Here is a 14,621-nt window from a genome sequence, read left to right on the forward strand (position 1 = left end):
TCAAAGGTAGATACAAAATCACTTGTAATATATAGTATTTTATATTTTAAGAAAGTAAAAACCACTAGTTTTTACCACAGCTTAAAAGCTCATATAAATAATATTTTTCCTAATACTATTAGTGTAAGTTTAATATTTAAATTGAAATTAAGGAGTGATTGTGTGAAGAAAAAATTTATTGTTTTAGCCTTAAGCCTATCACTGTTTTTTACAGCTTCATGTACAAATCAGCAACAAAAACAAGCCATCGGTGGCGTAGAATCTTCAGTTTCTAAAATGGGAGATATTAAAAAGGTAAAAGTTACCGCGGATAAGGCAAATATAAGATCTGGTTGTTCTAATGATACTCCAATACTTCAATCATCCAATAAGGATAATACCCTAGATGTTGTAAATGAGGTTTCTGATTGGTTTGCAGTAAAACTTCCCAATAACAGTATCGGCTTCGTTCCAAAAAGTCAATGCAAACCAATAGTGGCAGAAGATACAACTCCAAATACAACTCCTGATACAAATAAAGATGTAACTCCTGAAAGTCAAGGTACAACACCTCAAGGAGGAACAAGTCAGCCTGAAGCTACAACTCCTAAAACGCCAAGTGCTCAAACAAACGCTAGTACATTAACTGATTCAGAACAACAAATGATAAAACTATTAAATGAAGCTCGATCTCAAAACAATTTAGCACCTTTAGAAGTAGATATGCAACTAACTAACGTAGCTAGAGTTAAGGCTCAAGATATGATCGACAACAACTACTTTAGTCATAACTCTCCAAAATACGGCAGTCCTTTTGATATGATGAAAGCTTTCAAGATAAATTTCGTTCAAGCTGGAGAAAACATAGCAGGTAATCAAAGCGTTGAAAATGCAGAAAATTCATTAATGAACTCTCCTGGTCATAGACAAAATATATTAAGTCCAAATTATACACATATTGGCATAGGTATTAAGGATGGTGGCCCTTACGGCAAGATGTTTTCACAAATGTTCATCAGTAAACCTAAGTAATTATTACTTTTACCATAATTAAATCATAATATGATTAATACCGAATAAATAATTAAATGCAATTATCTATTCGGTATACTTTAAATAATTTAAGATTAGTAACTATTCATTACCTTTTCTTCTTTTTTTTCTTCTGAATAGAGTACCCAAACTTTCCTAAAGGCTTATTGTTTAAAGAAAAATATTCACCGTGGGAATAGGCTATTAAGTTAGCTCTTTCAAGATGTATCTTTTCTTTACTATCTATTATATCCTCATCTACAGATATAGATAATACTTCTGCCAAGAAAAGATCGTGGCTACCTAAAGGTGTAATACTTTTAACTTTACACTCTATATTTACAGGGCAGTCCCTTAAAGAAGGAGCTACTACCTTTTGTGAAGTTTCTACCGCAAGATTCAATTTATTTATTTTGTCCTCCCTACGACCAGATACAACTCCACAATAGTCAACTGCCTTTGTCATAGAAGCAGAAGGAAGATTAATTACAAATTCTTCACTTTCTTTTATGTATTCATAAGATAACCTTTCTGGTCTAATAGCCACAGTTATCATAGGCGGACGGGTACAAGCTGTTCCAACCCACCCCACTGTAAACACATTTATCTTCCCCTCTTTATTCTGAGAGGTTATTAATACTGCTGGTACTGGATTTAGTATAGCAGAACCTTTAAAAACTCTTTTGCTCATATTAGCTTTACCTTTCCTTTGCTTTTTAAGTGTCATTATAACCTAAGTTCTATTATAACTTCACTTCAACACTTTTAAAATAGCCAATAAATTTGCTTTAAACTGTTCAATACCCATTAGCAGTATATTATTTTTTTATTTACAGATTATTTTAAATCATTAAGATATATCAGATCTTACTAATTATAAACTTCAAAGTTTCTTTACCTAATTAAATTATTGTAGCTGTCAACTAGGCTTGAAACCTTAGTACTGAAATCCCTTATAGTAATGCTTTTTTCATTTGGTCTTACTGAACCCTTTGCATTGCTTTTCCCACTTGTATCTTTTGTAGTTAATATCTCCATTATATTATTAGCACTACCTTCCATATACTTTAGATCAAATTTAAACTTATCTAAAAAAGGGGTATTATTTAAACCTTCTTTTTTTAGTCTTTCATCATCTTTAACGTATTCTCTAAATTTATCAATCCCCTCTATTAGAGGATCATAGTACTCTTTATATTTGCTAACATCATAATCCAAAATATTATCATCGCTAATTTCTGCATTATAAAAAGCGTTATCTATATCCTGTGCTTTTGTTACAATGTCCATGGCATAATATCTTATCATCATATCTTTTTTCTTTAAAGCTTCTAAACTTTCCTTCTTCTTTTCCTCAGCTATCAAATCAAAGTCATAAAAAAACTTTTCAGTTAAAATAACGCACTCACTATATTCATTATATATTTTTTTATGTAATTCCTTGCCCTTAGCAAAGTCATCCTCTAGAAAAGATTTTGAACTATAATAATTATCTATTTCATTTATAGTATTTAATACTTCCTTTACTTTTGGACATAATTCCTTCATAGAATCATCAGCAAGGCCATATGATGGCTCCTTTGTAGTATATTCTAAAGCCTTTTCTACGTCTTTAAAGGCTCCTTCAACAATAGGAGTTACCGCAGCACCTTCAAACTCCTTTTTTCTAAACTTTTCTTTAATTGTAATCTCCTCTTCAAAGCCAAAATCATTAAAGTATGATTGCATATTTAAACTTAACCATCCAGTCAAATAATTGTTTAAATTAATATAAGCATTGTACTTTCCATTATCAGATTTTGAACTTACCTCCTTCGATTTTTCTTGTGAACCACAAGAACTTAAAAAAATACATATCATCAAACACATAAAAATACGCCCTAAGAACTTTTTCAAAATAAAACTCCCCCTTAATATTTTCTTATGATTTTATTGTAAGATTTTTAAATTAATAGCTGCCTAAAAGGAACCATTTTTTTCACAATAATATATATCGTCCCTTTTTTATTTTTCTATAGTTTAAATTTGTATATTTTAAACACTGAACCTTTCTTTAGACTAATTATTTGTTTAATTCACATATAAAACAAATACTATAAAATCCCAAATACTATTATTACAATAAATTGAGCCAATATTAAAATACTCCAGTATCCACTTAAAGTTCTACTGGAGTATTCTTTATAGAGCTTGTATTATATTGCTATCCTTTGTTTTCATAACCTCAAGTTCTAATGTGGCATTACTTATAATATCACAACTTATTTTATTCATATGCTTTTAAAAGATGTGTTTACCTTTTGCAAAATTCACTGAATAGATTTCTCTGCTAGAACAAGAAAGCTAATTTTTATAATTAGCTTTCTTGTTCTTAAAAGAAGTTAAACAATAAAACCTAATCTTATAATAAGATTTTACAATGAAAGCCTTATTTTTCAATGAATTGTATTAATTCCTTATTAAATTTATGGCGCTGTTCCCAAAACAACCCATGCCCACTATCTTCAAAGGATACAAGTTTAGAATTTCTAATTACCTCTTTTTGAGCTACAGCTAATGGGAATGGACAAACTTTATCATGAGTCCCGTGAAGAATTAGAGTTGGAACATGTACTTTTTCAAGATCAGAAAACAAACTTTCATCTCTAAGAGAAGTAGCAACCTCTGCAGTAGCCCACCCTGCTGCTTGTAATCCTAATTGGAAGAACCAATCTGAAAAAGGTTTCGTTACATACTGAAAGAAAAACATATCTCCAAAGCCTTCCAACATTTTAGGACGGTCATTATAAGTGTCCTCAATAATTTTACTTACCTCTTCTTTTGTAAACCCATAAGGAAAATCTGGACGCTTAGTAAAACTAGGAGCGGCAGCAGCAAAAAGAGCAAGCTTTGATACCCCATAGCCATTATGACGAGCCATGTATCGAATGGAAATTGCACCTCCAACGGAGTGTCCTGCCAATATGAAATCTTCTAAATTAAGTACCTCAACTACCTTTCTAATATCATCTGCTAATACATCATAAGAATAGCCTCTAAAGGGCTTATCTGAATTACCAAACCCTCTTAAATCAACACCAATGCATCGATATCCTTTTTTAGGAAGTTCATCAAACTGATATTCAAATAAATTATGGTTTGCAGGCCAACCATGTATAAACAAAATTGCCTTCTTACCCTCTGGGTTAATATCTTCCACATAAACTTTTACATTTGGCTCTACTCTAACATAGTATCCCACTTGGATTCCTCCATTAATAAAATTCTTTTCAGTAATAGATTATTCACTTAGCATTAAATAGGTGATTTATCTATTTACTTTCACATGTAATCTTTAGACTGAATTTGTATAAAATCTCTAAGCTCTGATATAATCTAAATATACAATTTAATTTTGAAATAATATGTTTTAATACATGAAAGTCTTTATAGATAAAACTATATTACTATGGAGGATAAAAATGGAGAAAATTTTTTATGAAAATCAATATATAAAAGATTTTACTGCTGAAATAATTGATATAAAGGAGATAGATGATAAATTCCATGTACTTATGGATAAGACAGCCTTCTTTCCAGGTGGCGGTGGTCAACCTTCCGATTTAGGATTTATAGAAAATCATGAGGTTATAGCTGTATATGAAGAAAAAGGACACATATACCATGTTGTAGAGAAAAAACCTATAAAAATACATAAAGTAAAGTGTTCTATAGATTGGAATAGAAGGGTAGATGGTATGCATCAACACTTAGGCCAGCATGTACTTTCTGGATGCTTTTTTAAGCTCTTTAACGCCAACACTGTTAGCTTTCACTTAGGAAAAGAAATTAGCACCGTAGATATCCAAGGGTACTTAAAGGAAGATCAGATAAGAGAAGCTGAAGCCTTAGCTAATGAAATTATTGAAGAAAACTTAAAAGTTGAGTTTTTAGTTCCTTCAAAAAAAGAATTAAAAAACATAAAGATTAGAAGAGCTTTACCAAATACAGAAGATGAAATAAGACTGGTTAAAGTAGGTGAACTAGACCTTAATGCTTGTTGTGGAGTCCATCCTAGTTCCACACTAGAACTTAGAGTTATAAAAATAAAAAGATGGGAAAAACATAAAGATGCTACAAGAATAGAGTTCTTAGCTGGAAGACGAGCAGTTGAAGATTGCTTTAAAAAAGATAAATTCTCATATACCATATGTAGATATCTAAATAGTAATGAAGATGAATCAATAAATGCTGTAAGAAATTTAAGTGAAGACCTAAAAACTTCAATAGATAGCAATAAAAAGCTTAAAGGAGAACTTTTAAATTATCAAGTTAAAGAACTTCTTGAAGAGTCGGAGAAAATAGATAATATTAAGGTTATAAGAAAAATATACCCTGATGAAGATCTAAAATACATGAATAAATTAGCCTCAAGGCTTGTAGAAAGTGAAAGTACCCTCTCTCTTATAGCAGTAACTTCAGGAGAAAGAGCAAATTTAATATTTGCCTGCTCCAAAGATATAAAAAATGTAAATATGAATGAACTTTTAAAAGATGCCATAAGCCTTATAGAGGGAAAGGGTGGCGGCAGTAACGTATTAGCTCAAGGTGGTGGGAAAAATAATAGTAACCTCCAAGGAGCTCTAGATTATGCATTTATTAAAGTAAAAAATCTTTTATCCAATGACTATCTGCTCTAATACTCCATCTTCTTTAAAGTAGGAACAAAGAACGGCTACATCCCTAGATAATGATTTTTAAGCTTTAGTGGGAGTAAAAACTCCCACTAAAGGCAAGGACTCTGTTTATACCATAATTCCCCATTCTAATGATTATTGGTGGTTACATCTTTTACTAAATTAATAGAGGATGGTCTCCTTTCTTATTAATAAATAACAAAACTTCCCTTTTCCCTTTTTAAATAATTTTCTAATTTAAAGCCTTATCCAAGGATCTATATAAATCTTCTGTTTCACTTACATTCTCATAATTTATAACTATAAGCTTATTATCATTTGTGTATATAGCAACAAATGGATCAGTTTTATCCATTATATAAAAATATGCTTCTTTATGATTCACAGCCTTATGCTTCCCCATTATCATTTTGTTAACAGAAGCTCCACCTCTTCTTCTAATACGGTTTGGAAGATCCTTTTCTAATGACACCTTATTTATTTCTTCCTTATTAACAGTTATGCCCCATTGCCCTTCAATGATTATTTGATTATCTATCACATCTACTTCTCTACCTTTGAAAATACTTGGAAAAGTTAAGGTTCTTACAGAGGCAATGATACAAATTCCCACTATAGCTACTCCAAGTACTTTACCTAATGGCCTTGCAAAGTTAAGAGACAATAGTCTTCCTTCTTCTTTGCTAAATGCCCAAAGAGCTGGATTCTTTTTATTATAATATATAAATCCCATAATATAATTTTCATCATCCATAGTTTCATCTTTAATTACAACTTTCCAATTTTCAGTTTCCTTTAAGGCTTTAACTTTTTTGTGTATCTTATAGTAATTTGCATATATTACCATAATTTCTATGAATACAAATAAGTTTCCTAATACAACAGACCATATTTCAGAAATTCTTAAGGTTAAAACAATATATATTAAAATAATAAAAACATAACTTACAGTAAAGTTTCTCCTATATTCTCTTTTTAGTTGTGCCAATTTTTCCTTTTCATTATATCCATAGGGTAATCTAACACCAAAGAAAATTGATTTCTTTTCAATTTTATAAATAAACAGTGATAAGCAATAAAGAAAAAACAGACTTAAATAGATTGTTATTGTATTCATGTTATACATATGCCACACTCCCTATCTTTTATAAATTCTTAGTTTTTATTAAGTATAAGTAAATCTCCATTTGTAATATCGTTTATTATATTATAAGTTATTATAAACCATGTTTCAAGATGTATTTCCCATTTTTTACTTTCTCTTTTATTTTTATAACATGTTTACAGTTACAATTAAATAAAAGCTACATACTTTTTCAGTATATAGCTTTGTTAAAATCCTTTAATATCAAACTACTCTATTTACCTAAATGCTTTAGACTATACAATCTTTTTTAAATCATCTAAAAATTTTAGTATAGTAGTTATTTCTTCTTGTTTGTAGTTATCTAAAACTTTCATTAATTTTTCTCGTTTTTTTTCATGAAGATATTGATGTAGTTTAAACAAGGCTACACCTTTTTCTGTTAAGTTATAATAAATTTCTTTTTTATTGTTTTCTATCTTATTTGCTTTAATAATTTCTTTTGAAAGAAGTTTTGAATTTATTTTTGATATACCACCTTTAGTCATATTAAGATCTTTTGATATAAATATACTATTAGGCATGTTATTTTTACCTATACATTCTATAACGTGGAACTCTGATAAGGTTATGCCCTTTATATCCTTATCCGTTATTTTACTAAGCTCCTTCTTTATTTCTTCATTATCTTCTTTTATATTTAAAATTTTTTCAATTAAATTTTTTTCTTGATTTTTCTCTGCTTCATTTAAATGATTTATAAAAGAAATAACTTTTTCAAATAATTCTTCTAATTTCTCCTCTTTCTCTTCTATTATCATAAATACTCTCCCTTTTAGTTTCTTAGCTAACAATATATATTATAATTTAAAAAAATTTTTATTCAATAAAACTTAAATAGTTTACAAGGAAACCATTTTATGATATTATTAAATAGTTTCCCAGGAAACTATTTAATATTTAATGGAGGTTTTAAAAATGAAAATTGATTTAACATTAGAAATTGGGAAAGAATTTTTTTCCTCAACTCTTAAAAAAGCAATAAGTGAAGACAAAGCATTTGGTGCTATAGGTCATATAGGAACTCATTTTGATGTTATGGATAAAGAGTTTCCTCTTGATTATATAAAGAGACGCGGAAAAATATTTAATGTATCTCACATAAGAAATAATGAGATTTCATTAAAGGATATCAATTTAGATGAAATTAAAGAAAATGACTTTATTATTTTTTATACTGGATACTTAAAAGAAACAGGCTTTGGAACCGTTGAATATTTAAGAAATTACCCTGAACTTTCTACAGAATTAATTGACCATTTAATAAATAAAAAAATTAGCATAATAGGTATAGACACAACTGGAGTTAGAAAAGGCTCTGAACATAGACATATAGATCAATATTGTGCAGATAACAATGTATTTATTGTTGAAAATATGAATAATCTTGATTTATTATGGTCAGAAGCTAAGGGTACCTCTTTTACTATGTACACTTTTCCTCTTAATATAAAAGGTGTAACAGGCCTTACCTCTAGAGTTATAGCTGAACTCTAGAACATATAATGGCATAATTTTGTGTGACTAAATATTAGATACTTTCTTTTGATAATAATTTGTATAAAAATACATCATTTTGTTATTATCTAAATAATAATTAAGGAGAATCTCAAGATAGTGGGACTCTCCTTAATTATTTTTATTTACTTTAAAACTTAGATTAAATTAAAAATGATTATATGAAACAGTTTGTGAAAGGTCTTTTCTTTTCAAATGATTAGGATTAGGTTTTGCATCTTTACCTGGGTAGCCTATTGGGAAAATACATACTGGTTCAAAATTTGATGGTATATTAAAAGCATTAACAATAGCAATTGGATCAAAATGTCCAACCCATGTTGTACCCAATCCAAGTTCAGTGGCTTGTAGCATCATATGTGTAGCAACAATGCTTGCATCAATATCAGCATGGACTTTTCCATCATAAGTACGCTTCCAAGCTTCATCTTTGTCAGCACATACAAGTAAAGCCATAGGCGCATTAAAGTGACAACTTGTACATTCTTTTAGTTTAACAAGTGCCTCATCACTTTCAATTACTAAAATTCTTTGAGGTTGGTAGTTTACAGCAGTAGGAGCTAACTGTCCAGCTTTTAAAATTAAATCTAGTTTTTCTTGTTCAACCTTTCTACCATCAAAACTTCTTAAAGAATATCTTTCCTTTGCTAATTCTATAAAGTTCATAAAAACCTCCTTAAATAGAATATTTATCATTTATTTTCTTTCTAGTTTATATTATAATAGGCTTAAAACAAAAAGAAAGTATGCACTTTTTTGTAGTATACTTACCGTTAGGAGAGTGTAAATTAAATGGATACATTATGTCGCAATAAACAAGCCCCTTTTGAATATACTCTTGCTATTATTAGTGGTAAATGGAAAATGAAAATAATCTATGAGTTAGCTTGTGAACATACTTTACGATACAGTGAACTTAAACGCAATATTTCCTTTATCACTCATAAAATGTTAAGTAGCCAACTTAAGGAATTAGAAAATGATGGACTTATTATTCGCAAAGAGTATCCCCAAATTCCACCTAAAGTAGAATATTCTTTATCCGAAAAAGGTTTATCACTAGTTCCGTTAATTAGTGAAATGTGTAAATGGGGTAAAAAACATCAATGCATAAACAATGTATGATTTATATATGGAATTAATCCATTGTTAAAATAGTATTAGTATTATAATTAATATGCAATATTATAAAATTTAGCATTCTAACTTAGAGATTATATAATAATCATGAATAGTAGATATAAGAGGGTAAATATCTAATCCTTAATAAGTTGGATAAACTCCTGTGCTGCTGTAGACATAGGAATATCCTTCTTTGTTGCTATTCCAAGAATTCTTTCAGGAATTTTTTCCTTAATAGAAACTTCATATAACTGTTTTTGCTCCAGTTCCCTTTGAACATAATCTCTTATAATACAGGAAATTCCTAATCCTTTTTTAGCAAATTCAATCATTAATTCCATATTACTTAACTCTATTTGTGGCAATACTGTTAATCCATGTGAAATAACATAATTATCTATATAATCTCTGGTGTTTCCACCTTTTTCCAGGAGAATGATAGGATAATTATCAACCAAATTCTTTAATGACATCTGTTTTTCGCAAATATACTTGTATTTTTCGCCTACCACAAAACAGTCTTGTATTTTAAATGTTTTGATAATATTAAGGGAAGCAAGATTCTCTATATTCATATTTAAAATCCCTATATCTATCTCACCGGACTCTAATGCTTTTACTATATCATAGCTTGACTTATCCTTAACATAAATCTTTATTTTTGGATGATTTAAATTATATGTTTCTATATATTTCATCAGATAGTATTTACATACTGCACTGCATACAGCTATTCTTACCTGACCTAGATTAAGATTTTTTAGTTCTAAAAATTTTCTTTCTGCTGTCTGCATCAGACCATAACCCTGCTCTATATATTTGAATAATACCTCACCCTCTAAGGTAAGAGAAACTCCTCTTGGAGTCCTATAAAACAATTGTCCTCCTAATTTTCCCTCTAATAATTTTATAGATTGACTAACTGCTGGCTGTGATGTAAAAAGTTCTTTTGCCGCTTTAGATATACTTCCTAATTTGGCAGTAGTATAAAAAATTCTGTAAAGTTCAAGATTAATATGCATATAAAAATTTAGTATACCTCCTATATTAAATATCGATTTTACTTATACCATCATATTAATTATAATTTCTTTATGAAAGTTAATCAACAGCTGAGCTTACTCTTGTTATATGTGGACAAATAATCCTTTCTGTTATATTTGACCATTTTGGATTATTAGGCAGTAAAATTCATTTACTAACTCCACTAAGAGCTCTAGGGATTATTTTATTAATCTTAGGCGTTTATATTATTCAAACTTATTAATTAGAGATTTATATTTAAATCTTAATCCATAAAACATCATTATAGGAGGTAATATTTATGAAAAGAATTTGTGTTTATTCTGGCTCTAATCTAGGTTCCCGTCCAGAATATAAAGAAAGTGCTAAACTGCTTGGTAAAATATTAGCTGAAAACAAGATTGAATTAGTATATGGCGGTTCAAGAATAGGTCTTATGGGTGAACTATCAAATGAAGTTTTAAGAAATAACGGAAAAGTTATTGGTGTTATGCCCAAAGGACTTTTCTCAGGTGAAATGGTTCATGAGAATTTAACTAAACTTATTGAAGTTGAAAACATGCATGAAAGAAAACAAACTATGGCTGAACTTTCTGATGGATTTATAGCCCTTCCTGGGGGACTGGGTACTTTTGAAGAACTATTTGAAGTACTTAGTTGGGCTCAGCTTGGTATTCATAAAAAACCTATTGGCATATTAAATATATCAAATTTCTTTGACCCACTTTTACATATGATTCAAAATACTTGTACTGAAGGTTTTATGAATGAATCAAATATTAAGCTTATTTCAATTTCTGATAAGCCTTCACTATTAATAGAAAAGATGAAAACCTACACCCCACCTGTAATGGAAAATAAATGGCGTGAATTACCTTGTAAATAACCTTATTTTCTATTAAATATACTTACAAGAAAAATATAGACAGTTGACTATTATATGTAGTTTAAGTCAACTGTCTATTTCTTATAATTCCACTTATATACTTATTGTAAATAAAAGAGGATAAGGCGAGGTCCTATCACCTAGAAATTCTCCCTCATTCTTGTTTGTAGAAAATTCTTCATCTTTAGCTTCCTCTATTTTTATTAATTTATAATTCCTTTATGTACCATGCATCGCAAGCATAATGTTCAGTTTCAATTAAAGGTTTTTCTAATTGAATAAACCCATATTTTTTATAGAACTTATTGGCTGCAACCATATTACTAAAGGTTTCTAGGTAACATTTTTTATAATGCTTTTTTGCAAACTCTAAAGAAATTTTCATTAATTCATTTGCGATTCCAGTACCTCTTACCTCTTTTAAAGAATACATTTTCTGTAACTCACAGATATCTTCTTTATTATCAAGTGGTCCAATACCACAACCAGCTACTATTTTGTTATTTTCTTCAACTACCCAGTATTTAGATTTTTCATTTTGGTAGACTTGATAAAAGCATCCTAAATTAGGATCAGACCAGGCGCAACCAGGTTTATCTGCTCCAAATTCTATTAAACAAGTTCTAATAAGTAACTCTACTTGTTCATTATCTTTTTCTTCTATTTCTCTTATTATCATGAAGCACCTCCATATATCACTATAAAATTATAATGAGGCTATTATAGCATGTTTTGTTCAAATTCCAAAAAATATTTAGTTTGTATCATCTTTATCAATTTATTTTAGCTCTTATCTCAGTTAGTGAAGGTATTATTTTTTTTAAGGAATAGCTTGAGATAAATTCTAATTAAGAGGTAAACCATGCACGGTTAAGTGCTTTTACACCTTCAATAATATCATTTTCATCCATGGCACCGAAGCCAAGTAAAACCATATTATTAGGGTATTTTTCTAATCTCGTCCAGTAGGTTGATACTGGATACACTTTAACATCATAATTTTTAGCTTTTTTTATCATTTCTTCCTCACATAATCCATTATTCACCTGCAATAGAATGTGTAAACCTGCATTTTTACCATGAATAACAACCTTATCCCCCATTAACTCATGAATTGTATGAACTAATATGTCATGTTTTTTTTTGTTTGAAAGGCATATTTTTCGTAAATGTCTTTCCCAATAGCCTAAATTCATAAATTGTTGAATTATTTTTTGTTCAATTAATGGAACAGATGCTTGGTACCTATTGAAAAATTTATCATATATCACTAACCATGATTGTGGTAATACCATATAATTTAAGCGTAAACTGGGTGACAAGGACTTTGAAAATGTACCCATATATATAACATAATCTTTGGAATCAATTCCTTGTATTGATGGAATAGGTTTTGAATTGTATCGTAACTCACTATCATAATCATCTTCAATTATAACTCCATTTTTTCTTACAGCCCAATCTAAGAGCTTCAATCTTTTTTGAATTGGCATCACTGAACCAGTTGGAAATTGGTGTGAAGGTGTTACATACACTATTTTTGCAGAACTATCTTCCAATTCTTCAAGGCTAATACCATCATTTTCTAAACTAATAGGAACAATCTTGTATCCGTTATTAATAAATATGTCTCTTGCAGCAATGTATCCTGGATCCTCTATGGCTATTTTGTTAAAATGTTGTCTAAATAGTTGACATATTAAGCTTAAACTATATTCACTACCTGAAGAAATAATAATTTGTTCAGGATTACAATATACACCTCTTGATTTATTTAAATATTTCATAATTTCTATTTGTAATTCTAGTTCACCCTTACTGCTATTATATGACACCATATTCTCAGAACTCAAAGATGCTAAGCATTTATTTGAGACTTTCCTCCATAAACGCAACGGAAAATCAGAAGCACTTAGGGTTCCATATTGAAAATTATATTTATAATTTTCATCATGAGTCACTTTAAGTAATGTTTTTTTATCTTTTTCAATATTCTTAAAATCTTCTCTCTTTAATTTTGAGATTATACTACTATCTAATTTTTCAACAATAAACCCGCTACCTGCTTTGCTTTTAACATATCCTTCAGAATACAGCTGTAAATAAGCACTTTCAACTGTATTTCTGCTAACATTTAATGTTGCTGAAAGAGCTCTAGTAGAGGGCAGTTTACTGCCTTCAGAAATTTGTTCGGAAATTATTTCTTCTTTTATCTGTTCGTAAATTTGTAAATATAGTGGAACTTTTGAATCATTATGTACAACAATCATGATAAAAACCCCTTTCCTTATAAACTGTATCCTATAAAGCAAAGAAAATTGGCACTTTTAATAACTCCACATTGATTGTATTATTGTCTTATTGAAAAGTCAATAAATCATACTTAGGATGGGAATTGCTATAAAATTAGAGCATCTTTCTAAAAAATTAAGAGTTAAAAATAATATAGATAAAGATAAAGTTATCATACACTTATCTTCTTGTATGAAAAAAGACAATAATCATTATGATAGATGCTCCCATCTGGATTATATTAAAAATATTTTATTTAAAAAAGGTTATGAAAATATTATAGAGAGATCTTTTCTAGCTAAAAGTGTAGAAAGAAAAAAAGATAAGGATATCTATAAGTTTTATGCCTAATGTAAATAATATGAAATTTAATTATAGAATTTTAAGGAGGAATATAAATGTTAAATGAAAAATTACTTGAGGTTATTTCTCATGAAGGAGCGGTGGCTATTGCGTCTTGTAGTAATAACGAAGTTCACCTAGTTAATACTTGGAATTCATTTATTAATGTCACTGAAGATGGTAGATTATTAATACCAGCTGCTGGAATGCGTAGAACACAAAAAAATGTGGAATTAAACAATAAAGTTAAGGTTACTATATGTAGCAAAGATGTTATGGGATATAAACTCCTTGGAACTGGATTCTTAATTCAAGGAACAGCAAAATTTCTTGAATCAGGTTTAGAATTTGATATGATGAAGGAAAAATTTACTTTTCTCAGTAGAGTATTAGAGATAACAGTTACATCTGCACAGCAAACACTTTAAATATTCCCATATGAAACTCTCTCTAATAACCACTTTTTATTTCATTAAATCATACTTTTGATAATATAGAAGTAATTTTAAGCCACCTTTATAGTTAATTTATTTTATACTATAAAGGGTGGCTTTTATGGTTTTCAAAATATTTTTGTAAAAATTTAATTTATTAATATAGATGTTAT

At 29.0% G+C, this 14,621-nt stretch carries 16 protein-coding genes and 1 pseudogene; 8 read left to right on the top strand and 9 right to left on the bottom strand.

Annotation, left to right across the window (positions count from 1 at the left end):
• Nucleotides 1–141 precede the first annotated feature (141 nt).
• A complete protein-coding gene (locus KQI89_RS10905; RefSeq protein WP_246583076.1) occupies nucleotides 142–1,011 on the top strand; it encodes a CAP domain-containing protein in 870 nt (289 codons plus the stop codon).
• A 109-nt stretch (nucleotides 1,012–1,120) separates the two neighbouring features.
• Here KQI89_RS10905 and KQI89_RS10910 read toward each other — a convergent pair whose 3' ends face one another.
• The 3 genes from KQI89_RS10910 to KQI89_RS10920 form a co-directional block, all read right to left on the bottom strand.
• On the bottom strand, nucleotides 1,121–1,702 hold the full coding sequence (locus tag KQI89_RS10910) for a flavin reductase family protein (RefSeq protein ID WP_216457096.1): 582 nt from the start codon (nucleotides 1,700–1,702) through the stop codon (nucleotides 1,121–1,123).
• 203 nt (nucleotides 1,703–1,905) lie between these two features.
• Nucleotides 1,906–2,907: a DUF3829 domain-containing protein gene (locus KQI89_RS10915; RefSeq protein WP_246583077.1), complete on the bottom strand. Its 1,002-nt coding sequence runs from the start codon at nucleotides 2,905–2,907 to the stop codon at nucleotides 1,906–1,908.
• Nucleotides 2,908–3,439: 532 nt separating this feature from the next.
• On the bottom strand, nucleotides 3,440–4,252 hold the full coding sequence (locus KQI89_RS10920) for an alpha/beta fold hydrolase (protein ID WP_216457097.1): 813 nt from the start codon (nucleotides 4,250–4,252) through the stop codon (nucleotides 3,440–3,442).
• A 220-nt stretch (nucleotides 4,253–4,472) separates the two neighbouring features.
• On the opposite strand from KQI89_RS10920, the gene KQI89_RS10925 reads away from it, so the two are divergent.
• Nucleotides 4,473–5,690, top strand: a complete 1,218-nt coding sequence (locus KQI89_RS10925; RefSeq protein WP_216457098.1) for an alanyl-tRNA editing protein — start codon at nucleotides 4,473–4,475, stop codon at nucleotides 5,688–5,690.
• A gap of 229 nt (nucleotides 5,691–5,919) precedes the next feature.
• On the opposite strand, the gene KQI89_RS10930 is transcribed toward KQI89_RS10925, so the two are convergent.
• Entirely contained in the window at nucleotides 5,920–6,813 is an 894-nt protein-coding gene (locus KQI89_RS10930) for a hypothetical protein (protein WP_216457099.1), read from the bottom strand.
• A 254-nt stretch (nucleotides 6,814–7,067) separates the two neighbouring features.
• Complete coding sequence (locus KQI89_RS10935) at nucleotides 7,068–7,592, bottom strand: helix-turn-helix domain-containing protein (RefSeq protein ID WP_032123411.1); 525 nt, start codon at nucleotides 7,590–7,592, stop codon at nucleotides 7,068–7,070.
• 157 nt (nucleotides 7,593–7,749) lie between these two features.
• On the opposite strand from KQI89_RS10935, the gene KQI89_RS10940 reads away from it, so the two are divergent.
• Nucleotides 7,750–8,328 carry a cyclase family protein gene (locus KQI89_RS10940; RefSeq protein ID WP_216457100.1) on the top strand — a complete coding sequence of 193 codons (579 nt, stop codon included), beginning with the start codon at nucleotides 7,750–7,752 and terminating at the stop codon, nucleotides 8,326–8,328.
• Nucleotides 8,329–8,496: 168 nt separating this feature from the next.
• Here the strand turns inward: KQI89_RS10940 and KQI89_RS10945 are convergent, their stop codons facing one another.
• Nucleotides 8,497–9,015, bottom strand: coding sequence for a nitroreductase family protein (locus KQI89_RS10945; protein ID WP_216457101.1), 519 nt, complete (start codon nucleotides 9,013–9,015; stop codon nucleotides 8,497–8,499).
• 126 nt (nucleotides 9,016–9,141) lie between these two features.
• Between KQI89_RS10945 and KQI89_RS10950 the strand changes: the two genes are divergently transcribed.
• Nucleotides 9,142–9,474 carry a winged helix-turn-helix transcriptional regulator gene (locus tag KQI89_RS10950; protein ID WP_216457102.1) on the top strand — a complete coding sequence of 111 codons (333 nt, stop codon included), beginning with the start codon at nucleotides 9,142–9,144 and terminating at the stop codon, nucleotides 9,472–9,474.
• Nucleotides 9,475–9,605: 131 nt separating this feature from the next.
• On the opposite strand, the gene KQI89_RS10955 is transcribed toward KQI89_RS10950, so the two are convergent.
• The gene (locus KQI89_RS10955; protein WP_216457103.1) at nucleotides 9,606–10,493 is read right to left on the bottom strand and encodes a LysR family transcriptional regulator; all 888 of its coding nucleotides are present in this window, start codon (nucleotides 10,491–10,493) and stop codon (nucleotides 9,606–9,608) included.
• A 98-nt stretch (nucleotides 10,494–10,591) separates the two neighbouring features.
• On the opposite strand from KQI89_RS10955, the pseudogene KQI89_RS10960 reads away from it, so the two are divergent.
• Together KQI89_RS10960 and KQI89_RS10965 are read left to right on the top strand one after the other, a co-directional pair.
• Nucleotides 10,592–10,738, top strand: a pseudogene (locus KQI89_RS10960) (DMT family transporter); the annotation flags it as partial.
• 57 nt (nucleotides 10,739–10,795) lie between these two features.
• Nucleotides 10,796–11,380 carry an LOG family protein gene (locus tag KQI89_RS10965; RefSeq protein ID WP_216457104.1) on the top strand — a complete coding sequence of 195 codons (585 nt, stop codon included), beginning with the start codon at nucleotides 10,796–10,798 and terminating at the stop codon, nucleotides 11,378–11,380.
• A gap of 208 nt (nucleotides 11,381–11,588) precedes the next feature.
• Here the strand turns inward: KQI89_RS10965 and KQI89_RS10970 are convergent, their stop codons facing one another.
• A complete protein-coding gene (locus KQI89_RS10970) occupies nucleotides 11,589–12,059 on the bottom strand; it encodes a GNAT family N-acetyltransferase (protein ID WP_216457105.1) in 471 nt (156 codons plus the stop codon).
• Between the two features lie 169 nt (nucleotides 12,060–12,228).
• The gene (gene pdxR / locus KQI89_RS10975; RefSeq protein WP_216457106.1) at nucleotides 12,229–13,650 is read right to left on the bottom strand and encodes a MocR-like pyridoxine biosynthesis transcription factor PdxR; all 1,422 of its coding nucleotides are present in this window, start codon (nucleotides 13,648–13,650) and stop codon (nucleotides 12,229–12,231) included.
• A gap of 118 nt (nucleotides 13,651–13,768) precedes the next feature.
• On the opposite strand from pdxR, the gene KQI89_RS17920 reads away from it, so the two are divergent.
• Nucleotides 13,769–14,023, top strand: coding sequence for a CGGC domain-containing protein (locus KQI89_RS17920; RefSeq protein WP_216457107.1), 255 nt, complete (start codon nucleotides 13,769–13,771; stop codon nucleotides 14,021–14,023).
• A gap of 47 nt (nucleotides 14,024–14,070) precedes the next feature.
• Entirely contained in the window at nucleotides 14,071–14,442 is a 372-nt protein-coding gene (locus KQI89_RS10985) for a pyridoxamine 5'-phosphate oxidase family protein (RefSeq protein ID WP_216457108.1), read from the top strand.
• Nucleotides 14,443–14,621: the final 179 nt, after the last annotated feature.

It is taken from the genome of Clostridium simiarum, from assembly GCF_018919175.1.
Taxonomy (GTDB): Bacteria; Bacillota; Clostridia; order Clostridiales; family Clostridiaceae; genus Clostridium_L; species Clostridium_L simiarum.